We start from the raw sequence: 20,778 nt of genomic DNA, 5'->3' as shown, positions 1-20,778 counted from the left end.
ACTCTCCTCATCGAACATAGTGGAGGTCGGCAGTCATCCCGGCCTCGAAGTGGTACGCGTTGTGACAGTGGAACATCCACCGTCCTGGATTGTCGGCGTCGAAGTCGATCGCCAATTGTGTACGCGGAAGCGAGATCACGGTGTCTCGGCGAAGCCCACCGTACGAGGGAACCGAGAAGGTGTGGCCGTGGGTGTGCATCGGGTGCCACATATCGGTGTTGTTGTTCATGACGATTCGTATCCGCTCGCCCTGCTTCATGATCAACCGACCTGCATCGGCGCCCGCCATTCCCCAGACATATCGATCGCCGGCCTGAATGAGATCCACCGAATACTCACGATCCGGCACCCTCTGTTCCCGTGCGCCTGACGGGCGAAGCTCCGACTCCAGAACGAGTCGACCGCCGGAACCTGACAGCACTGCAGAAGAAGTCAGATCGACGCTCGTTACCGAATCCGGTGTCCGGAGCAGGCACGCGGCTCCACCTGGCTTCCCTTCCACCTTCGCGGCAATAAGCCACGAACCGGACTGCACCGTCACCAATACGTCGTATCGCTGCGCGGGTGCGATCAGAATCTCCTCTCCGACTGCGTGAGCGACGTCCTGCCCGTCAGCGCTGACAACGGTCAACTCGTGCCCGGCAACCGAGAAACGGTACGGAGTCTCCGCCCCGGCATTGATCACCCGTAGTCGGAGCCGCGTTCCGGCCGGCGCACTGACGACAAACGGATCTTCCGCCGGTCGTCCGTTGATCAGATGCAAGGGGTAGGTGATGTGCGTTGCCATTCCGCCGAGTGCCGTCGAACTTCCGTGTCCGCCCGCAAGAAGTACTGCAGCAGAGTCGATCTCTGCATCGTCGACTTCCGGCGGGGTTCCACCGTGCCCGTGGTGTCCTCCCTGCACTTCCGGAGACAATGCACGAAGAACTGCATCCGGGGTTGTTCCCAGCCCGTCGAGCCAGTCGTCGATCACGATGACAACGTCCTCGTCGGCGCCGGTCAGATCGTTCGGGTCCTCGACCACGAGCGCACCGAAGAGCCCTCGATCAGCCTGCAACCCTGAATGAGAGTGGTACCAGTAGGTTCCGTGGTCCGGGGCCACGAAGTCGTAGGTGAATTCCGCGCCTGGTTGGATTCGTTCCTGGGTGATCGGCGGGACACCGTCCATGTCGTTGCGGATCGCAATGCCGTGCCAGTGAACCGAGGTCTCCGCCGGAAGATTGTTCTGCAACCGAACTTTGAGCTGGTCTCCCTTGGAGATTCGGATCTCCGGGCCCACCGCTTCTGCGCCGTACGACCACGTGTCGACCTCTCTACCGCCCAGGCTCACCCGAGCCGGCGTAGATGTCAGGTTTCGTTCGACTGTATGTCCGCTACGAAAACGCAATTGCTCGGCAGCACGAACCTCGTCGTCGAACGGCGAAATTTCGGAACTGGTTTCGTTCGCCGAACCGCGGCTGCACGCACTCAATGCCGCCGAACTCAGAGCCGCAGAGCCGAGCGTCAACGCTCCCCATTTCAGAGCCAGACGCCGACTCAACGCACTCGAACTCATGCCGTCAGCGCCGTGAAATCCTGATAGCGCTTCGCGGCAACAGATTCGGTACCCGCACCAGCCAGATTGCCCGCAGCCATGGCATCCATGTCCTCGATCATCCAGAAGGTGGCGAAAGGATGAGTAGCGAGCCACATGTCTCCGTTGACTTTGGCCACTCGGTTCTCCTGCACCGCTGGAAGACTCGAGAATCCGGGAACACCGGCAACCTTGCCGAACTCGTACACGCCCTCGTCGAACACGGCCACGATCCGAGCGTCCTGCGCGGGGATTGCTTCATCGGACAAGGGTGCATACGGCAGACCTCCAGCGGCGTTGGTTCGCTGGGATTCCGGACGCCCGAAGCCGCTCTCCGCCAACAACAACGACGGCGGTGCCTGTTCGGTGGTGGTGGCGAGAATTCCTGAACTGCTCATCAACACCGATACTGTGTTCGTTTCACCACCGGAGTGAGCAGAGACGTCAGCGATCTTGCTCTCCAAAGCGCCAGTCAACTTGTCGGCGACCGCCTGACGATCGAAAGCACGACCGAAGAAGGCAAGATTCTCACGCCACGGAGTGGTGACGGCCGGGACCGGCACTGTGGGGACGGTCGATGCGAGGGAGTCGTAGTAGCTACGATCACCCATCGACGTGAAGATGACCAGTCCCGGATCCTGGGCGAGGACCTGCTCGATCGGGGGCGCACCGAGCGGCGGCACCGTGACCACCTCGGTACCCGCGGACGCCAGGATGTCCTGGCCGATCTCCGATCCCCACGACGTGAAGACCACGTCGGGCGTAATGCCGACGGCAAGGAGACCGAGTGCGGCGTATTCGTCCAGGGAAACAACCCGCCGTAGGTCGTCCGGAACCGACGTCTCACCGAATTCGTGGGACACAGCATGCGTTCCCTCTACCGGTTCCGTCGTCGGCCCTGCCTCACTGGAGCTACAGGCGGCCGCAGTCAGGGCAACGACACTGACCAGCAGCGAAGCACCCAGCCTTGATAGATAGCCGGGTCGCGTTTTCAACTTCATGGTGTCCTTCAGCTTCGAAAAATCGGGAGGTTCGCACAAATCCGAGCACTGCTCGGATTTGGCAAGTAAACCTCACCTAAGTTCATCCGTCAATCGCTTGCGCCGACTACGCGACCCGATCCGACGCCGCTAAGCTCGGTCGGACCATGACTGCGCCATCACCTGACAAGAAGCCCGCCGCGAAATCACAGCGCCGCCGGAGTTACAACACCGGGATCACTGCGGACGCAGTGCTGACCGTTGCGTTCGGGCTCAGTCGCGAGCACGGAGTCGATGGCTGGTCGCTGCGGCAGCTGCTCGGCGAACTCGATACGTCGTTCTCCGTCGTCTATCGACTCGTCGGAGATCGCGAAGCACTCTCGGCGGCGGTGGTCGACAGTGCGATGTCGGCCGTGAACGTGCCGTCCGCAGAAGAAGATTGGCGTCAATGGTTGACACATCTGCTCTTGCAGATGCGAGAAGCGTTGATCGAGTGTCCAGGCGCGGCGCAGTGGCTGCTGATGAACGGAGTTGCCACCGAGCGCAGCCGCGTACTCATGGAGGCCGGATTGGCATCGCTGACAGACGCCGGGTTCGGAGCGGAAGCCGCCCAGGCCTACACCGTCGCCTTCACCTCGACAACCACGCTGATCGCCATGAACGACGCCAGGCGGATTCCCAGCGGTCAGCCTTCACCCGATCACAGCGCGATGCTGGAACGACTGAGCAACGACGGGCCCGCCGATCCCCGTTCATCGATGGAGACACTGATCGGGAAGTTCGCGGGGCCACCGGATACTGCGGAAGCGACACGGGCAGAACACTATCGCTACACACTCGACCGCGTCCTCGACGGTCTCGAAGCGCGACTGGACGCAATCAAAGAGTCACAGAAATGACCGAGGGGTCGCTGTCGCCCTTGTGCGACAGCGACCCCTCGGATGATCTGGATTCTCGGTATGCCTAACGGAACAGGTTCGCGACAAACGGAATCGTGTCAGCCTGCGATTCGACCAAAGCACCGCTGTGATCGGTGTTGTAGGTCTTGAAGGTTACCGGTTCACCGTTGGCGACCAACGCTGCCACCAGCGAAAGTGCCGACGGTGCAGGAACATCCACGTCAAGTAGACCCTGGCCGATGAAAATGGGGCGGTCGTATCCGCTCGTCGGCACACCCATGTAATCGTTTAACAGACCTTGGAAGTTCGGGATCTGACTGAGCGGGCGGGAGAAGATGTCACCGAGCACCAGATCCTTGGACGCCTCGTCCAAGTCTGCGGCGCAGAGTTTTTCGGCCGAGTCGACCTTTTCCCTGCCCAGTTCGTTGAGGTACGAGTTCAGGTCGATCTCGGGGTGCGCTTCGCGCAGGCCTGCGAGAATGTAGAGCGCGTACGAGGTCAAGCCGCCGCCGAGGGCGATGGGCGGGAAGCCCGGACCTGCAGGCAGGAGCGTCAACTCGATGTTGGCCGGCACGCCGGTACCCACACCGCCGCGATAGTCGAGAGAATCCCCACCGTATTCGGTGGCGTAGCGCGCCGTCGTGATGGCCGCACCGCCGCCCTGCGACTGCCCGACCACTGCCCACCGATTCGAGATGGTGGGGTCGATCACCCGAGCCGCCTTGACCGAGTCGACGACGCTGTGCGCCTCCACCTTTCCGTCGAGATACGGCATCAGTCCCGGTGTTCCCAGACCGACGTAATCGGTGGCAACTACGGCGTAGCCCTCGGAGAGCCAACGCCCCAGGTAGGGGTAGTCACGCTCGGGCAGGCCGGGACCGACCAACGAAGGGGCACAGGAATCATCAAGTCCCGTGGTGCCGTGCGCCCACGCGATGACCGGCCACCCACCTTCCGGTGCCGGACCGGCCGGGACGTAGTAGGCGCCACTGCTCAGCGCGGGCCCGCCGTTGGAACCGATGGTCCAGTAGGTGAATCGCTTAGCGTCGGTGGTACCCGGAATCCACAGATCTTTCGGTAGCGGCTCACTCGACACCAGAGTGCCCGTGGCTTGCGACGCGCTCGGTGCCTGTGCGGACGCGATGGGCGCAGCAACGGCGGAGCCGATCGTTGCAGCACAGAGGGCTGCGATGGATATGCGTGCGAACGACTTCGACTGGAATTTCACGTCTGACGACTCCGGTTCGTGCGATGGGCGACCTCGTTGGACGCTATCGTAGATTTTGTTTAACCGATCGGTCAAGCAAAATTTTGCAGTTTGACAATAGAGACATGTCGAAATCCCGGCCGTGACTCCGACCTAGCATCGAACCGGCACGAAGAAACAGTAGGAGGATGGATCCATGGCACATGTACAGCGTTTCGACCACATCGGCATCACCGTCGCGGACCTCGAATCAGCGACGGCGTTCTTCGTCGGACTTGGCCTCGAACTGGAGGGCACCGGATCCGTGGAGGGTGAGTTCGTCGAAACCGTCTGCGGTATCCCTGGAGCCAAGTGTGAAATCGCAATGCTGCGCCCGCCGGGCGAAGGGTCACGGCTGGAGCTCTCGTCGTTCGTCACGCCCGACCACATACCCGGATCGCCTGCTCCGATGGCCAACGAGATCGGGCTGCGCAATGTCTCTTTCGAGGTGGGCGATCTCCAAGGGGCGGTCGACGCAGTGGCTGCAGACGGGTACGGGCTCATCGGCGGGATCGGCGAGTACGAGAACAGCGTGCGAATGGCCTACGTCCGGGGGCCTGAAGGGATCATCGTGTCCCTGTTCGAGCAGATCGCCTGAAGCGTCACGGCAACTGGGCCGTCAGATCGCCTTCCACGAGCTGGCCAGAGCGCCCATCGCGGCCGCGAATTCGGCGAACGCCGCGTCGATTCTGACGCGGTCACCGGTGGTCACCAGATCGAGCGTCAGCCCGCGAATCTGCGCCAACACGATCGTCGCGTAGCGATCAGCGCGATCGGGTGGACATCCATGCGCGAGCGCAGCATCTGCCAAACCACCCAACCAGTCCCCCACTACGTGTTCGAGAAACTCGCGATACCGCTCCGGATGCAACAACGCCTGTCCGTAGATCTCGAACATCAAGCGAAAGTTCGGCAACGATTCCGCTGATGTGCGCCCATTCCAGTTACTCGTCAACATCTCGACGATGTCGGTCCCGGAAGAGATGTCGAGAGAAGAGCTGTCTCGCAGGGTGGCGACTACTTCAGTGAGCAGTTGTTCCTTCGAACCGAAATGATGGATGAGTGTCGCATGACTGATCCCCAGATCCTTGGCCAACGGCCGCATGGACAGTTCACCGACGCCGTTCGCCGTGACATACGCGGTCACCTGCTCGAGCAATTCGGCACGGCGATGCTGGTAACGCAGTTTTCGGCCGTCGATCGGCGTGCTGTCCTCCACCTGCAGGAGCCTACGCAGTACCGGAAACACAGCAGTACCGGAAACACAGCAGTACCGGAAACACGGTAGTACCGGTTACACGGTGACGTGCTGGCGATCCGATCGACTGATCGTCACTGCGGCGACGACAACACCGATCACCACGCCGATGAGGGTGTCCGCGACGCGAGCCACTGCCGCTTCGGTCCCGATCGGAGCGCTGAAACCGATGAGGAGCAGTGCCATCGGGGTGACGGCCAGTGATGTCAGTGCATAGTTCTTGATCACGAGCAGCTCCGCAGCGGTTTGCAGAATCACGACCACGGCAACCGCTTGCCAGTAGCCGAGCGTCAATGCGATGAGAGCAGCAGCGACGACGGCGCCACCGACATTTCCCACCAACCGCTGAATCCCGCGCTGGACGGTCTGCTTGTAGTTCAGCCCCTGCATCGCTGCGATGGCACCCATCGACGCCCAGAGTGGATGCTCCAACCCGGCTCCCGCCGCGAGCCAACCGGCCAGAGCCGACGCTGCCACGATGCGCAGAGCATTCATCCGCACCGGGCGCGAATACAGCCGATTCAATCCTTCGAGAAAATAGCCTTCGGGTGCGGCCAGGGTCTGTGCCGGCGCGAGGTCGTGTTCGATCATGCTGGAACGCTTGAGCTTCCGAAGCTCCTTCTCGTGCCGAGCGATGCTGCGAATCAGGGTGGCGTCGGCGTGCAACTGCCACTCCTGAACTGCCGCTTCTGCTTCGTCGAGCACTGCGACCAGTTCGCGTCCGTGATCGACGGTCGACTTGATTCGGCCACTCGACGCAATGACCAAGCGCGCGTTGGCAATCGATGCGAGTGCTGGGTCCACTCCGTCTTTGCCGGACTGTTCGAGGCGCCCGACGGCAGAGACGGCACGGGCCACTGCCAGGCGAGCAGGTCCCATCGGCAACACGAGTGCCGGAAGCATCGCGGCTATCCACCCGACCAGAACTCCGAGCGCACCGACAGTCACCAACCTCGCCAAATCATCGAAGCTGGAGGCATATCCGGCTGCACCGGTCGCTGCGAAGACGAGGATGACGGGCCCCGGCCCGGTGATCCGGAAGCCCGACATGAAGCAATACGACGCACCGGCAAGCAACGACAGGATGCCGATCTGCACCCATATCGGAACGCCCGCGACACCCATGGCGCCGCCGAAGGCAATCGAAACCACCAGTGCAGCGCCCACCATTGCCAGCTTGCCGGCCAACCGTGGATACGGCTCGTACCTGCCGAAAGCGGCACACAGCGCACCCAAGGCCGCGAAGCCGGCCAATTCCCGATGCCCGAGCAGTCCGCCGACCACGAGGACTACGGCGGTGGCGAGTCCAACCCTGATCGCCGGGGCGATGGTCGCGTCCGCGGATCCGATACGAAAAGCCGCTCGCCACGTCGCCCCGGAGACGGTATGTGCAATGGCCTCACTCGAATGAGTGAGACGGCTGGGCGTCCTGGCTGCGGTTTCGGTTCGGGTCACCCACCCAGCATACATTTATTTCACTAGTAAATTACTTGTGAAGTAATGTGAAATCTGTCGCTAAGATGGGGCCATGGGCGCGGCGAACAGATCCGAAGACGACTTCATCGACAAAGTCCGTCGCGAATGGAAGCGCGCCTACCCCGAGTTCGACACTGCTCCCGTCGAGGTGATGGGCCGGATCGCCCGCATCAACGCGCAGTCTCTCCACCAGCTCGACCGGGCGCTGGCATCGAGCGGAGTCTCTCGAGCCGAATTCGACGTGATGAGCGCACTCGCTCGCAGCGACCGTCCCCTGCGAGCGAGCGAGGTCACCGCCGTCACGATGGTCAGCGGCGCCGCCACCACAAAACACGCCGACCGCCTGGCCAAACTGGGCTTTGTCGAGCGTCAGCGTTTCGAACACGACGGGCGGGTGGTTCTGCTTCAACTCACCGATGCCGGTCGCGAATTGGTCGAGGCAGAGTTTCCCCGACGAGTCGAGCGAGACCGTCAGGTTCTGACCGGACTCGACGAGAGCGAACGAGCCCAACTGACGGCACTGCTCAAACGAATCTCACTCAACATCGACTCAGGCATCTGGGACTGACCTACTTCGGCAGCGGTACGTTCTGCAAACGCACCTGACCGCGTGCCACCTCTTTGCCCGATTCCGGATCGGTGATGACCACCGACCACAACTGCTGAACCCGTCCTTGTTGAATCGGGAGAGCTACGACGTCCACGCGCCCACCCGTGCGGGCGCGCAGGAAATCCGTTCCGTTGTGCACACCGACGGCAAATTCGCCACGGTCCGCCACTGCGGTACTCGCCCCGATGCTCGCGGCCGACTCGACGGCAGTCGTGTAAACGCCGCCGTGGACAACGCCCCACGGAGTGTGGTGTGCCTCGGACAGATCGATGTGCCCGACAACCTTGGTGCCGGAGACCTCGTCCAGTTGCAATCCGGCGGCACTAACAAATCCGCTTGCTGCCTCGAGATTCAATTCCGTCATGTCGACCCCTCATCTGCTCGGTTGGATTTCTCGACTCACCTTCCGCCCCGAAATACGTGCCGTCAAGTGCTAAGTTTGATTTCCCAACTAACGTCTTCAACCAATAAGGACACCGACACGATGGCAGCAAAAGGACGTAACTGCTCCATCGCCAACGCCTTGGAGGTCGTCGGCGAGAAGTGGTCACTTCTGGTGCTCAGAGAAATCGTTCTCGGGCAACGACGGTTCGACGAGATCGCCGCGGGCACGGGAGCCAGCCGCGACATCCTCGCCGCGCGTCTGCGCACCCTTGTCGACGCCGACGTCCTCGCAAAGCGTCGGTACGAAGAACATCCGCCGCGCTACGAATACGTCGCCACCGAATCAGGGAAGGCGCTCTACCCGATCCTGATGGCACTCATGGAATGGGGAGACACCTTTGCGACGACGGGTCCGCCGCCAACCGTCGTCGAGCATCGTTGCGGTGAAATCATGCACGCCCAAGTTGTGTGCGCACACTGCAAAGAGCCGCTGGCCGCCAGAGACGCGCACGTAGTCGAACTCTCGCCACCTGCTCGATAGCGTCAACGTCCGGGCGGAAACCCGCCGGTTGCGATCGGACCCCACGAGTCGACGGTGACACGGATCAGGCTCTTGCCCTGCTTGCGCATGGCTTCGCGGTACTCGTCCCAGTCAGGATGATCACCGGCGATGGATCGGTAGTAGTCGACCAACGGTTCCACCGAATCCGGGAGATCGATCAACTCCGCGGTTCCGTTCACCTGGACGTAGGGACCGTTCCACTCGTCAGAGTGGATACATAGAGACACCGCCGGCGTCCGTCGAACATTCGCCGCTTTGGCCCGTTCCGGGTACGTGGAGATGACGATCCGACCCTCGTCGTCGACACCACACGTCACCGGCGAGATCTGCAGGTCGCCCGATTTCTTCACCGTCACGAAGGTGGCCCGATGGCGCGGCCTGACGAATTCGAGGAGTTCTGCAAACGACACACGATCTGCGCTGGCGATCTTGGACATGGCCTCAGCCTAATTCGATTTACGAGCTGACGCCTAGGGCATCTCGATGGTCTGAGCACGTGCGATTTCGCCGATTGCACGAATGATGTAGGCGCTCTGAGCTTTCTTCACTCCTGTGGACAAGCTCCCGATGACCAGGACCGCCGAACGCAGGTACGCGCCGTGCCCGATGCGGAACGAATCGTCTTCCAGATCCGAGATCCCGAGCGCCCCGGTGTAGACCGCGGCCAGTGCCTGCACGTCCAGATCCGGCAGCCACACGATCGTGGACTTGGCGCAAGTAGTCAGCGCATCCTGCACGTCCTCACTGGACAAGCCGTCCGGATGCGTGTCCTCGAGCAATTCGCGCACGATCGCCGCGTGAACGGAGCTGACCTGCTCGAAGGAGAGCCCGCGCAGTTCTTCGACGGCGGCGAGCAATCCGTCACGATTTGCCGCCCGGACCGCGACGAGTGCGTCGGCCGTGGCATCGGCGATGTCACGGGCCACGTTCGGCCAAGCCGCCGGCCAGCCCTGTTCTGGCATCCACTGTTCGGGCGTCCGCTGTTCGGGCATCATCGTGGTGTCTCCTCGGTCTTCGCGTTCACGCGGAAGCCTGCCACAGCCCACCGACAGGCCAGACGATCCGTCAGTGCAGCCGCCCCAACAAGGACATTGCGTTGTGCGGCGCAAAGCCTTTCATGTCGTTGTCGAAGTAGACGTACACGTCGAGACCCTCGTCCGCCCAGGCCTGAAATCGCTTGGACCACTTGTCCAGAGCTTCGTCGGTGTACCCACTCGCATACAACTCCTTGTCTCCGTGCATCCGCACGTAGACGAAGTCGGTAGTCGGAGTGGTGATGCGGGGGTACCTGCCGGCGGTGTCTGCAACGACAAAACCGATGGAGTGCTCGCGCATCAGGTCCACGGCTTCGTCGGTCTCGAAGCTGGCGTGCCGCGCCTCCACCGCGTAACGGATCGGTACATCCTTCTCCGTCTGCGCGAACACTCTCTCGTCGGTCAGCTTGTCGTCGTGCTGCGCTGCCAGATCGGCTGCAGCCTGGGTGGTGCGGGGAAGACCGTCGAAGAAATCCGCCAACCGCCGCGGTTCGAACTGCAGCGTCGGAGGTAGTTGCCACAGAATCGGCCCGAGCTTGGGACCGAGAGCGAGCGTCCCGGCGGCGAAGAAGTTCGCGAGTCCGTCGCGGGCGTCGAGCAGCCGTTTCATGTGCGTGATGTACCGGCCGCCCTTGATGGCAAACACAAAATCTTCGGGAGTTTCACTGCGCCATTTGGTGTAGCTTTCCGGCTTCTGCAGCGCATAGAACGAGCCGTTGATCTCGATCGACGTCAATCTCTCTGCGGCATAAGACAATTCTTTGCGGTGAGCAAGACCTTTCGGATAGAAATCTCCGCGCCACGCGGGATACGTCCACCCGGAGATACCTACCCGAATATCTGCCATCGCTTCAGACTAAGCGGCACTCGAGCGTTTTGACACTGCGTGTTTCAAACTCCGGCGCTGAGCGCGACGGATACCGGTACGACGGTCAGGCACACCACCGCGCCGACGAACAACGCGATCACGAGGCGACGGTCCCACTTTCCGCGTGCACCACTGGCAGCCAGCATGAAGATCACAAAACCCACACACACGGACACGATAGTCACGATCACCGGAGTTCCAACCATGCCGTGATTGTCCCCTACCCATTGCCACCGAGCGCCCTACGGGTACACGATCGAAGTACCAATCCCGAGCAAGGAGTGGAAATGCCGAAATACCTCTGGCAAGTGACGTACTCACCCTCCGGCGCCGCCGGTCTACAGCAGGAGGGAGGCACTGCGCGGCGCGACGCGATAACGCGAATGGTCGAAAGCATCGGTGGCACAGTCGAATCCTGCCACTTCGCGCTGGGCGGTCACGACATGTTCGTGATCGGCAACCTGCCGGACGACGTCGCGGCCGCCGCATTGAGCATTCGTACAGCTGCGGCAGGTGCAGCCCGCTCGGAGTCGATCACACTGCTTACACCGGAGCAGATCGACGAGGCAGTCAAGCGACCGACCGACTACCGCGCGCCGGGCAAATGACGTCGGAAGGAATAGATCCCGGCAGCAGCCGAGTTGCACCCGCTGTGACGGAGACTACGAATGCACCTGACCTGGGCACCTACGGAATCTGGCGAGGAGCGGCTGGTTTGCCGCCCGAACTGGGAACAGCGATCGAGAAACTCGGTTTCGGCACCATCTGGATCGGCGGCTCACCACGCGCCGATCTACGGATCGCCGAGAAACTTCTCGACGCGACCGAGCACATCACCGTGGCGACAGGAATCGTCAACATCTGGTCCTCACCTGCGGCTGAGGTGGCGGAGTCCTATCACCGACTCGAAGCCGCGCATCCGGGGCGATTCCTGCTCGGTGTAGGCGTCGGACATCCGGAGGCGACCGGCGACTACACCAAGCCGTACGCCTCGCTCGTGTCGTACCTCGACGAACTCGACGAGGCCCAGGTCCCGGAATCGCGGCGCGTCCTCGCCGCACTGGGACCGAAGGTGTTGAAACTGTCCGCAGATCGCGCTGCCGGCGCGCATCCGTACCTGACCATCCCCGAACACACCGCCGAAGCTCGTGAAATCCTCGGTCCTTCGAAGATTCTTGCCCCTGAGCACAAGGTTGTTCTGGAAACCAATCCGGAGAAGGCCAGAGCAATCGGACGTCCCGCCGTCGCCAACCCCTATCTGCATTTGCGCAACTACACGAGCAATCTCGAGCGCCTCGGTTTTGCACCCGAAGAGTTGGCCAACGAGGGAAACGATCGCGTCATCGACGCTCTGGTTGCCCGCGGTACCGCGAAGTCCATCGCCGATCGACTTCGCGAGCATGTCGCGGCGGGTGCCGATCACGTTGCGATCCAAGCACTTCCTGCCGAGGGTGATCCGCTCGCGACCTACGAAGCACTGGCCGCCGAACTCTTCGACTGACCAGACAACCTTGACTTGGATAAGTCATGTCCGAGTATACTTGGACATGACTTATCCGAGTAAAGGAGAAAATCATGAAGATCGTCATTTTCGGGAACGGGCTCATCGGAAGCCAGGTCGCGGCCAAGCTCACTGATGCCAGGCACGACGTGAAGGCACTCGGTCGTGCCGACGGGATCGACATCACCACCGGCACAGGTATCGCCGAAGCCGTCGAGGGCGCCGACGTCGTCGTGGACCTGACCAATTCCCCGTCCTGGTCGGACGAAGACGTCTTGGCCTTCTTCCGTGACGGAACCGGCCACATTCTCGCCGCCGAAGAGAAGGCAGGCGTCGGGCACCACGTCATTCTGTCCATCGTGGGTGCCGATCGACTGCCCGATTCGGGGTACATGCGAGCCAAGGTCGCCCAGGAAGACCTGGTCAAAGCGGGCCCGATCCCCTACACGATCGTCCGCTCGACCCAGTTCTTCGAGTTCGTCGCCGGAATCGCCGACGCGGGAACCACCGATTCTGGAACCACCGACGGCGCTGTCCACGCAACGCCGGGACATCTGCAACCCATCGCGTCTCGAGACGTCGTTTCTCACGTCGCCGAGGTAGTGACCGCCGCGCCGCAAAACGGCACGGTCGAGATTGCCGGGCCCGAACCGCTGGGCATCGACGAACTGGTCCGGCGCCTGTTCCTCGTCACCGGCGACAAGCGTTCGGTGATCTCCGATCCCGAGGCCGGCTACTTCGGCGCGAAACTCGACAACTCGGCACTCACCCCGACACCCGGTGCAGATGCATGGATTGCGCCGACAACATACGACGCGTGGCTTGCCGAGAAGGCCTGACGTTCACCCTCGACCGATGTCCGACCCGCACCGCTTTCCGCGGCGTCGATAGAGTCCAATCATGAAGCTTTCCGGAGGCGTGGAGTGGTCACTCCACTGCTGTGTGGTTCTCAGCCAGGCCGAGGGGCCGGTACCCACAGCCAGACTCGCCGAACTTCACGGGGTGTCGAAGACATACCTGGCGAAGCATCTGCGAGCGCTCGCGCACGCCGGTCTGGTCAATCCGACCGAGGGCCGAGACGGTGGGTACGTTCTCACCCGGGCTCCCGAGAGCATCACGGTTCTCGACGTCGTACAGGCGGTTGACGGCACCGAACCTGCTTTCCGGTGCACGGAGATTCGGCAGCAAGGAATCCTCGCCGCTCCGCCCGAGCAGTGCCGTTCCGCCTGCGGAATAGCCAAAGTCATGGCTGACGCCGAAAAAGCCTGGCGCGCATCACTGTCGGGGGTCACGATTGCCGATCTAGCTGCAACCCTGGACCTTCCGGCCCTCAGAAAGATCCTGACGGAACCGATCTCGCCCTAGAGTCGTCTACGCTTCACGATGCATTAATGCGTCTTTCAACTATCGGGTACCTTGTTCGGGGATCAAATCTTGACGAAGAAACCTCCGGGAATTTTCGCAAGATCTCGGAGGGGGTTTCATGGGAGTCAGTGGCGCTGCGGGGTTGGGGCAGAATATCCGTCAGACAACGGGACTGTTGCGTCGCTGGTGGTCCCTTGCGTACGACGGCGAGTGGTTCCCCAGGTTTCTGGCTGCTCGATCGATGCTGGGGACAGCCAGGGTCGTCGTCACCTTCTGGTGTGCGGTGTTCGTCGCACTCGCCGTACTGGCTCAATTCGTGAAGGGCGGCGCGACCGAAGTCCCTGAACGACTCGCTGCTGGGACAGCATGCGTGATCGCGCTGTACTGCATGATTCGTTGGTCGTTCGGACGATCCTGGCCGAGCCACCGCCAATCCGTTCGATTCATTGCGCTCACCAACATCTGTTTGTCCCTGATCCTGCTCGCCGGAATCCATGCGAGCTTCCTGGCACTGACCGGTGCTGTGCTCTTCGTGGTCGTCGCGAACTATTCGTCGGTGTTTCACAGCCCCCGGATAGTGACTGCGCAGATCGCCGGCGCACTGCTGGTCGTAGCCCTCCTGACAATTCGAGCGGTCACCGATCCGGATACCGATTCCTCACTGTCGGTGTCCACTGGATTGGTCATCGGGTGTGTTATCGCCTCAGCCGCGATGACCGTGCATTTTCTCGTCCTGTATTTGACCGACGATGCACGACACGCTTGGCGAGATCCGCTCACCGCTGCCCTGAATCGGCGTGGGCTGCACAATGTCTGGCACCAGCTGTTCGATGTCGATGAACTCCGGGGACACGTAGTCCTTGCGATAGTGATCGACGTCGATTCGTTCAAGAGCGTCAACGACAAACTCGGTCACGCCGAAGGCGATCGGATGCTGGTGACCGTGGGACGACGATTGAACTCGGCCGTCGGAGAGATCGGGCTGGTGGCGCGGACGGGCGGCGACGAGTTCGTGATTCTCATGCCTGTCGAGCCACGTCGCATCGAAAAAACCGTGGTCGACATCCACAACTCGATATCGCGGCCCGCCGGCCGACAGTCGATCTCGGTGAGCGTCGGCGCCAGCGTGTGGCTGTCCTCGACAATCCCGGACGCTCCGGGAACCATCGATCGCATACTTGCCGACGCCGACAACGCGATGTATCGGGCCAAGCGACGAGGTGGAGACCAGGTAGCCTGGGCGGTAACGCATCTGAGCTGAATCAGCACGTCACATACCGATCGACTTCTAGAGCGACGCTTCGCTGTCGTGCGCCGGATCCAATTGATCCTGGGTAGCCGCCCAACTTGCCAAGAGTTTGAGGGCATCAGCCGTCGGCGTCCCAGGCGCTGCGGTGTAGACCAGCAGTGTCAGCCCGGGATTGGACGGCAGTTCCATCGCCTCGAAGTTCAGTTCCAGGTCACCGACGACGGGGTGGCGAACCTTCTTGAAACCCGTCCGATGAAAGCGCACATTGTGTTTCGCCCAACGAGTGCGGAATACCTCACTGCGGGTGGCAAGTTCACCGATGAGCTCGGTCAGCGCCTTGTCGTGGGGATTGCGCCCCGCTTCCGAGCGGAGCATCGCGGCAATGTCGTCTGCCGCGCGCTCCCAATCCACGAAGAAGTCTTGCGACGCCGGGTCCAGGTACACGAAGCGGGCGTTATTCGCCGGCCTACGCGGATCAGCCAAGACCGGCGAATACAACGCGCGCGCCATGCGATTGGCCGCCAGCATGTCGTGCCTGGCATTACGTACCCACGCCGGGGCGTCGGTGATGGCGTCGAGTATCTGCTGAATCGCCGGGCTCACGCCCTTGGGCGCCGGCCGCTTTCTACTCGGTGCGCCTGCACCGGCAGCCTTCGCCAGGTCGTACAAATGGGCAGTTTCGGCCTCGTCGAGTTGTAGTGCTCGGGAGAGGCTTTCGAGTACCGAGTCCGACGCTCCAGCCAGATTTCCGCGCTCCATGCGTACGTAGTAGTCGATGCTCACACCGGCGAGCAGAGCGACTTCCTCACGGCGCAATCCCTTGACTCTACGGTTTCCGCCGTAGGCCGGCAGTCCTGCCTGCTCGGGTGTGATGCGAGCACGACGGGAGCTGAGGAATTCGCGAATCTCGGCTCGGTTGTCCATGCAGTTCACGTTACTCGAGCGGCGATGACAGAGGGAGGTACTGCCGTTACCTGGAACAACAGACACTCCCGCGCCCGCGATGCGCGGCGTTGACTCATTGCAGTCGACCGGTTCACGCAGAAACGTCGACCCAGAAGCACGCAACACCATAAGCAAGAGGGGACATCATGCGCGCAACCATCATGTACGGCGCCGGAGACGTTCGAGTCGAGACCGTGCCGGATCCAGTACTTCAGCAGCCGACGGACGCGATCGTACGGGTCGTCAGGGCCTGCGTCTGCGGCTCTGACCTGCACCCTTACCACAACATGCCGGCCACGCCAGGCGGTTCCCCGATGGGCCACGAGTTCGTCGGAGTGGTCGAAGAGATAGGTCGGGAGGTGTCCACGTTGAAGAAGGGCGACTTCGTCATCGCTCCCTTCGCCTGGTCGGACGGGACGTGCGACTTCTGCCGCGAAGGCTTGCAGACTTCCTGCCGACACGGCGGATTCTGGGCCGGAAACGGGATCGGAGGCGGGCAGGCGGAGGCCATCCGCGTGCCGTTGGCAGACGGCACCCTGGTCAAGGCACCGGTGGGCGAGGATTCCGAACTCCTGCCGTCACTGCTGACGCTTTCCGACGTCTTCGGCACCGGCTATCACGCGGCGGTCAAGGGCGGCGTCAACCAACGCACGACGGTCACGGTCATCGGAGACGGAGCAGTGGGCCTGATGGCAGTGCTCTCCGCCAAACGCCTCGGTGCCGAGCGCATCATCCTCATGGGGCGCCACAAGATCCGCACGGACCTCGGCCTCGAGTTCGGAGCAACCGATGTGGTTGCCGAACGTGGCAACGAAGGCATCGAGAAAGTCCGTGAACTGACCGGCGGGGACGGTACTCACGTCGTTCTCGAAGCGGTAGGTCATATGCCTGCCTACGAGCAGTCACTCGGAGTTGTCCGACCGGGCGGCGTCATCAGCCGAGTCGGAGTACCCCAATACGAAGAAGCTCCAATCGGATTCGGGACACTCTTCGGGCCCAACATCACTCTCACCGGCGGACCGGCTCCCGTTCGCGCGTACATCGAAGAACTGATGCCCGACGTTCTTGACGGAAAGATCCAGCCGGGCAAGGTCTTCGACCGCACCGTCGGACTGGACGACGTTGCGGAAGGCTACCGAGCCATGGATTCCCGTGAATCGCTGAAGGTCCTCGTCCGCCCGTAATCCACCACCTGTGAAGAAGAAGCGCGTGACTCACACTGCCGACAACCCGGCCGCCGGTCGAATCAATTCCACCGCGATCCTGGCGATCATTCTGATCAGCTATTTCATGATCCTGCTCGACAATTCGATCATCTTCACCGGTCTACCCAGCATCCACATCAGCATGGGTTTCTCGGCGACCGGTCTTTCCTGGGTCCAGGACGCCTACACCCTGGTGTTCGGCGGCCTTCTCCTGCTGGGCGCTCGTCTCGGGGACATCTTCGGTCGTCGTCGCGTATTCGTCACCGGGCTCGCGATTTTCGCGATTGCGTCGTTTCTCGTCGGCGTCGCACCGAACGGGTGGTGGCTCATCGCGGCACGCGCTCTCCAAGGCGTCGGAGCTGCGGTGGTGGCCCCGGCGTCGCTGTCGCTGTTGACCGCCAGTTTCCCACCCGGCCGGGAGCGAACGCGCGCTGTTGCCTGGTACGGCGCTGCAGCAGGGATAGGCGCCAGCCTCGGACTCGTGATCGGTGGCGCTCTGGCCGACTGGGTGTCATGGCGCGCAGGCTTTTTCATCAACGTTCCGATCGGTATCGCGATGATCGTGCTCGCTCCCCGGTTCATTCCGGAAACCGAGCCGAACACCGGACGTTTCGATGTGACCGGCGCCGTTCTCGCCACACTCGGCATGACCGCACTCGTCTTCGGCACCGTCAACTCGGCCGAAGCGGGGTGGACCTCACCGATCACTGTTTCGACCCTGGCGGCTGGGGCGACACTTCTGATCCTGCTCTTCCTCAACGAAGCGCGTGCGGAACAACCGATCATGCCCCTGAGATTGTTCCGTAGCCGAGAGCGATCCGGTGCCTACGCCGCCCGAATGCTCTATCTGGGTGCCATGATCGGATTTTTCTACTTCACTACTCAGCTGCTCCAAGGTGTTTTGGGCTTCAGCGCGTTCCAAGCCGGCGTCGCCTTCTTCCCGATGACGATCGTCAATTTTGCTGTGGCGATGCTTATTCCGCGACTGACGCCGCGATTCGGCAACTCCGCGCTTCTTTCGGTCGGCATTGCCGTTACTCTCGCCGGCATGGGCTGGCTCAGCCTGGTCCATCCCAACAGCTCGTATCTCACTGCGATTGCGCTTCCGATGATCTTGATCGGCGCCGGGCAGGGGCTGGCATTCGCGCCACTGACCTCCGCCGGTATCTCCGGAGTACAGGCCGAGGATGCAGGTGCCGCATCAGGATTGGTCACCACTGCCCACCAACTGGGCAGCGCTCTCGGGCTCGGCATCCTCGTCGCGGTCTCGGCAGGAGCCGGATCCACTGCCGACGACGCTGCAACCGCACTCACCGATCACGTGTCAACGGCTCTCACCACAGGAACCGTCCTGCTCGCCGCTTGTCTCGTCATAGTTCTCGCACTGATCGTCCCGGCTACGAGAACGCGAAGTACCACACAGCAATTCGAACCGGAGAAAGGAACCAGAGATGTCGCACTCGTGGACCGAGGCTGAACTGACCAAGATCGGCAGTGCCGAGGAATTGCAGATCTCCTCGTTCCGCCGCGACGGCACCGCGAGGCCGTACGTCAGCATATGGGTTGTTCGGGCCGGCAACGAGTTGTACGTGCGCTCGGCATACGGAACCGACAACCCTTGGTTCGTCCGAGCAACGGCAAGCGGAACGGGCCGAATCCGAGCAGGAGGAATTGAACGGGACGTCTCTTTCGAGGCCGCCACAGCGGATGCCCACTCCGTGATCGACTCCGCCTATCACACCAAATACGACCGCTACGGCCCACAGATTGTCGGCTCCGTGACCGGGCCGGAGGCCGCGCCCAACACAATTCGACTTGTTCCGCTGACGCAGAACTGAACTCACCCTTTCGATCCCGAGGAGAACTCATGGAAATCCTGACGCCCCAGCCCACCAGCAAGGCACCCGGCGACTGGTTCACCGGCGACGTCTGGTGGGACGTCATCTACGCCGGCCAGGAGCCGTCGAGGATGCGCGCCAACATGGTTCGCTTTTCACCGTGTGCGCGAACCGACTGGCATTCACATGCCCTCGGGCAGACCCTCCACATTGTCTCCGGCACCGCGCTGATTCAAGCTCGCGGCGGCGAGATCATCGAAGCGCACCCGGGCGAGACCGTCTATACCCCGGCGGGAGAAGAACACTGGCACGGCGCGGCACCAGATCGTTTCATGAGCCACCTCGCACTGTGGGAAGGACCAGGCGACGGTAGCGCCGAAACCACGTGGGGCGACGAAGTCACCGACGAGGAATACAACGGTCTCCGCGCCAACCGTCGCTGAGACCGGATAAGTCTCAGATACGTCGCATCACGGAAACAACCTTGCCCAAGATGGCCGCTCGGTCGCCGTCGATCACGCTGTACGCGGGATTGCGAGGCTCGAGATACACGTGACCGTCGCGGCGTCGGAGCACCTTCACGGTGGCCTCACCGTCGATCATCGCGGCAACGATCTCACCGGAATGGGCTTCGTCTTGGCGGCGCACCACGACGACGTCACCGTCACAGATTGCTGCGTCGACCATCGACTCACCACGCACCCGAAGACCGAACACCGTGCCGGAACCGACGAGCTCGCGAGGAAGCGCGAGCACCTCGTCGGTGTGCTCTTCCGCGAGGATCGGCGCGCCGGCGGCAATGTCGCCGACCACTGGAACCGTCACGGTATTCGACGACGACTGTTCCTTCGCGCCCACGAGGAAAGGCCGCACGTCCAACTGCCGAGCCATGGCCGCTCCCCGGCGGAGGAAGCCCTTCTCCTCGAGGCTCTTGAGGTGCTTGGACACCGTCGATGTCGAGCGCAAGCCAACCGCGTCTCCGATCTGCCGCGTGCTCGGCGTGCACCCGTTGGCAGCAACGAGATCCCGGATGGTCATCAGAATCTGCTGCTGGCGGAGCGGCAGGGAGGAGGCGTCGAGGCCACCGAACATGTCGAGATCGTCGTAATCGGTCACGACGAGAATCGTAGTGAGAGGTCCCGACATCTCGGCCAGGCAGCCGGAGTACTGCCCGGATCTGCAGCCTCCCTGAAAACGGCGCAGACAGTTTGTTTTGCGAGCGGCACCTGGCACGCTGGGCTGATGGAGCCCCTCGAACCGATGCGCTCGGTGAGTGTTGCAGTCGACACGCGGACCAAGACTCCCCTCTGGAAGATGGTCGTCCTCTACCCGGCAGTGATGTCGGTGTTCATGTTTGCCGCACTCACCACGCGAACGGGAGTCGGTCTCGCCGTACTCGGACTGGCTATTTTCGCGGTCGGCGCGAGCACTTACGCGATGTCGGAGCGTCGGATGCTTCGGGAGAATGCGGGCATCCGACTACCATACTTCGGCGGACCTCCTGTCGCCCCGCGGCACCTCGATCTGCTCGCAGCAGCAGGAATGCCCTTGCTTACGAGTGGAGCAGTGTTGACCGTCCGGGCATCCGAAGCAGGACGTCCCTGGGTTTTCATATCGTTGTTCGCGATAGCCATGGTTCTGGCGATAACCGTCCCGATGGTTGTGCATAACGTACGGGTCAAGCGGGCGTCGTCAACCTGAGCTGCCACGACATTCCGATATCTCGCAGCGCCACGTTCAGCCTTCCCAGACGTCGGACCGACGTCTGGGTGGTGCGACCGGTTC

Annotated in this window: 26 protein-coding genes; 14 read left to right on the top strand and 12 right to left on the bottom strand. The window is 62.1% G+C overall.

The genetic code is table 11. The annotated features are described in order from the left end of the window. Positions 1-7: 7 nt before the first annotated feature. Positions 8-1,555: a multicopper oxidase family protein gene (locus tag ACWF6P_RS05990; RefSeq protein ID WP_452620355.1), complete on the bottom strand. Its 1,548-nt coding sequence runs from the start codon at positions 1,553-1,555 to the stop codon at positions 8-10. Continuing rightward, positions 1,552-2,574, bottom strand: a complete 1,023-nt coding sequence (locus ACWF6P_RS05985; RefSeq protein ID WP_452620354.1) for an ABC transporter substrate-binding protein — start codon at positions 2,572-2,574, stop codon at positions 1,552-1,554. Before ACWF6P_RS05985 ends, ACWF6P_RS05990 begins: the two co-directional genes overlap by 4 nt. Positions 2,575-2,720: 146 nt before the next feature. Here ACWF6P_RS05985 and ACWF6P_RS05980 point away from each other — a divergent pair, with 146 nt between their 5' ends. After that, positions 2,721-3,452, top strand: coding sequence for a TetR/AcrR family transcriptional regulator (locus ACWF6P_RS05980; protein ID WP_378447337.1), 732 nt, complete (start codon positions 2,721-2,723; stop codon positions 3,450-3,452). Between the two features lie 64 nt (positions 3,453-3,516). Here the strand turns inward: ACWF6P_RS05980 and ACWF6P_RS05975 are convergent, their stop codons facing one another. Beyond that, positions 3,517-4,680 (bottom strand): alpha/beta hydrolase family protein, encoded by a 1,164-nt coding sequence (locus ACWF6P_RS05975; protein WP_452620353.1) that lies wholly within the window; start codon positions 4,678-4,680, stop codon positions 3,517-3,519. 175 nt (positions 4,681-4,855) lie between these two features. Between ACWF6P_RS05975 and ACWF6P_RS05970 the strand changes: the two genes are divergently transcribed. Continuing rightward, positions 4,856-5,296: a VOC family protein gene (locus tag ACWF6P_RS05970; protein WP_378447339.1), complete on the top strand. Its 441-nt coding sequence runs from the start codon at positions 4,856-4,858 to the stop codon at positions 5,294-5,296. Positions 5,297-5,317: 21 nt separating this feature from the next. On the opposite strand, the gene ACWF6P_RS05965 is transcribed toward ACWF6P_RS05970, so the two are convergent. Together ACWF6P_RS05965 and ACWF6P_RS05960 are read right to left on the bottom strand one after the other, a co-directional pair. Further along, positions 5,318-5,917, bottom strand: coding sequence for a TetR/AcrR family transcriptional regulator (locus ACWF6P_RS05965; protein ID WP_452620352.1), 600 nt, complete (start codon positions 5,915-5,917; stop codon positions 5,318-5,320). 75 nt (positions 5,918-5,992) lie between these two features. Continuing rightward, a complete protein-coding gene (locus ACWF6P_RS05960; protein WP_452620351.1) occupies positions 5,993-7,426 on the bottom strand; it encodes an FUSC family protein in 1,434 nt (477 codons plus the stop codon). A 58-nt stretch (positions 7,427-7,484) separates the two neighbouring features. Here ACWF6P_RS05960 and ACWF6P_RS05955 point away from each other — a divergent pair, with 58 nt between their 5' ends. Further along, positions 7,485-8,000: a MarR family winged helix-turn-helix transcriptional regulator gene (locus ACWF6P_RS05955; RefSeq protein WP_230817536.1), complete on the top strand. Its 516-nt coding sequence runs from the start codon at positions 7,485-7,487 to the stop codon at positions 7,998-8,000. A gap of 1 nt (position 8,001) precedes the next feature. On the opposite strand, the gene ACWF6P_RS05950 is transcribed toward ACWF6P_RS05955, so the two are convergent. After that, positions 8,002-8,406: a PaaI family thioesterase gene (locus ACWF6P_RS05950; protein ID WP_069145498.1), complete on the bottom strand. Its 405-nt coding sequence runs from the start codon at positions 8,404-8,406 to the stop codon at positions 8,002-8,004. A 120-nt stretch (positions 8,407-8,526) separates the two neighbouring features. Here ACWF6P_RS05950 and ACWF6P_RS05945 point away from each other — a divergent pair, with 120 nt between their 5' ends. Next, positions 8,527-8,967 carry a winged helix-turn-helix transcriptional regulator gene (locus ACWF6P_RS05945; RefSeq protein WP_378628459.1) on the top strand — a complete coding sequence of 147 codons (441 nt, stop codon included), beginning with the start codon at positions 8,527-8,529 and terminating at the stop codon, positions 8,965-8,967. Positions 8,968-8,969: 2 nt separating this feature from the next. On the opposite strand, the gene ACWF6P_RS05940 is transcribed toward ACWF6P_RS05945, so the two are convergent. The 4 genes from ACWF6P_RS05940 to ACWF6P_RS05925 all read right to left on the bottom strand — a co-directional run bounded on the left by ACWF6P_RS05940 (position 8,970) and on the right by ACWF6P_RS05925 (position 11,096). Beyond that, complete coding sequence (locus ACWF6P_RS05940; protein WP_452620350.1) at positions 8,970-9,425, bottom strand: PPOX class F420-dependent oxidoreductase; 456 nt, start codon at positions 9,423-9,425, stop codon at positions 8,970-8,972. 33 nt (positions 9,426-9,458) lie between these two features. After that, positions 9,459-9,983, bottom strand: a complete 525-nt coding sequence (locus tag ACWF6P_RS05935) for a hypothetical protein (protein WP_378628457.1) — start codon at positions 9,981-9,983, stop codon at positions 9,459-9,461. A gap of 70 nt (positions 9,984-10,053) precedes the next feature. Beyond that, a complete protein-coding gene (locus ACWF6P_RS05930; protein WP_452620349.1) occupies positions 10,054-10,869 on the bottom strand; it encodes a DUF72 domain-containing protein in 816 nt (271 codons plus the stop codon). Positions 10,870-10,913: 44 nt separating this feature from the next. Next, entirely contained in the window at positions 10,914-11,096 is a 183-nt protein-coding gene (locus ACWF6P_RS05925; RefSeq protein WP_007729726.1) for a hypothetical protein, read from the bottom strand. Positions 11,097-11,177: 81 nt separating this feature from the next. On the opposite strand from ACWF6P_RS05925, the gene ACWF6P_RS05920 reads away from it, so the two are divergent. From ACWF6P_RS05920 to ACWF6P_RS05900, 5 genes are all read left to right on the top strand, one after another. Further along, the gene (locus ACWF6P_RS05920; RefSeq protein WP_007729728.1) at positions 11,178-11,498 is read left to right on the top strand and encodes a GYD domain-containing protein; all 321 of its coding nucleotides are present in this window, start codon (positions 11,178-11,180) and stop codon (positions 11,496-11,498) included. Further along, a complete protein-coding gene (locus tag ACWF6P_RS05915; RefSeq protein WP_452620348.1) occupies positions 11,495-12,391 on the top strand; it encodes an LLM class F420-dependent oxidoreductase in 897 nt (298 codons plus the stop codon). The genes ACWF6P_RS05920 and ACWF6P_RS05915 overlap by 4 nt, the downstream gene beginning before the upstream one ends. Positions 12,392-12,465: 74 nt before the next feature. Then, the gene (locus ACWF6P_RS05910) at positions 12,466-13,230 is read left to right on the top strand and encodes an SDR family oxidoreductase (protein ID WP_452620347.1); all 765 of its coding nucleotides are present in this window, start codon (positions 12,466-12,468) and stop codon (positions 13,228-13,230) included. 61 nt (positions 13,231-13,291) lie between these two features. Next, positions 13,292-13,756 (top strand): RrF2 family transcriptional regulator, encoded by a 465-nt coding sequence (locus ACWF6P_RS05905; protein WP_378447348.1) that lies wholly within the window; start codon positions 13,292-13,294, stop codon positions 13,754-13,756. Positions 13,757-13,874: 118 nt separating this feature from the next. Further along, positions 13,875-15,017 carry a diguanylate cyclase gene (locus ACWF6P_RS05900; RefSeq protein WP_452620346.1) on the top strand — a complete coding sequence of 381 codons (1,143 nt, stop codon included), beginning with the start codon at positions 13,875-13,877 and terminating at the stop codon, positions 15,015-15,017. A 27-nt stretch (positions 15,018-15,044) separates the two neighbouring features. On the opposite strand, the gene ACWF6P_RS05895 is transcribed toward ACWF6P_RS05900, so the two are convergent. Beyond that, positions 15,045-15,929, bottom strand: coding sequence for a helix-turn-helix transcriptional regulator (locus ACWF6P_RS05895; RefSeq protein ID WP_452620345.1), 885 nt, complete (start codon positions 15,927-15,929; stop codon positions 15,045-15,047). Positions 15,930-16,096: 167 nt separating this feature from the next. Here ACWF6P_RS05895 and ACWF6P_RS05890 point away from each other — a divergent pair, with 167 nt between their 5' ends. Genes ACWF6P_RS05890 through ACWF6P_RS05875 form a run of 4 tightly spaced genes read left to right on the top strand, consistent with a single transcriptional unit; the run spans position 16,097 to position 19,436 of the window. Then, entirely contained in the window at positions 16,097-17,134 is a 1,038-nt protein-coding gene (locus tag ACWF6P_RS05890) for a zinc-dependent alcohol dehydrogenase family protein (protein WP_452620344.1), read from the top strand. A gap of 25 nt (positions 17,135-17,159) precedes the next feature. Then, positions 17,160-18,632: an MFS transporter gene (locus ACWF6P_RS05885; protein WP_452620343.1), complete on the top strand. Its 1,473-nt coding sequence runs from the start codon at positions 17,160-17,162 to the stop codon at positions 18,630-18,632. Next, positions 18,607-18,993, top strand: coding sequence for a DUF2255 family protein (locus ACWF6P_RS05880; protein ID WP_452620342.1), 387 nt, complete (start codon positions 18,607-18,609; stop codon positions 18,991-18,993). Before ACWF6P_RS05885 ends, ACWF6P_RS05880 begins: the two co-directional genes overlap by 26 nt. Before the next feature lie 29 nt (positions 18,994-19,022). After that, a complete protein-coding gene (locus ACWF6P_RS05875) occupies positions 19,023-19,436 on the top strand; it encodes a (R)-mandelonitrile lyase (RefSeq protein WP_452620341.1) in 414 nt (137 codons plus the stop codon). 13 nt (positions 19,437-19,449) lie between these two features. Here the strand turns inward: ACWF6P_RS05875 and lexA are convergent, their stop codons facing one another. After that, the gene (gene lexA / locus ACWF6P_RS05870; RefSeq protein WP_317552332.1) at positions 19,450-20,139 is read right to left on the bottom strand and encodes a transcriptional repressor LexA; all 690 of its coding nucleotides are present in this window, start codon (positions 20,137-20,139) and stop codon (positions 19,450-19,452) included. A 96-nt stretch (positions 20,140-20,235) separates the two neighbouring features. Between lexA and ACWF6P_RS05865 the strand changes: the two genes are divergently transcribed. Beyond that, positions 20,236-20,694, top strand: a complete 459-nt coding sequence (locus ACWF6P_RS05865) for a hypothetical protein (RefSeq protein ID WP_452620340.1) — start codon at positions 20,236-20,238, stop codon at positions 20,692-20,694. Positions 20,695-20,778: the final 84 nt, after the last annotated feature.

Source organism: Rhodococcus sp. NPDC055024, assembly GCF_053608585.1.
The sequence above is the reverse complement of the archived record's forward strand: the minus strand, read 5'-3'. Positions and strand labels throughout refer to the sequence as shown.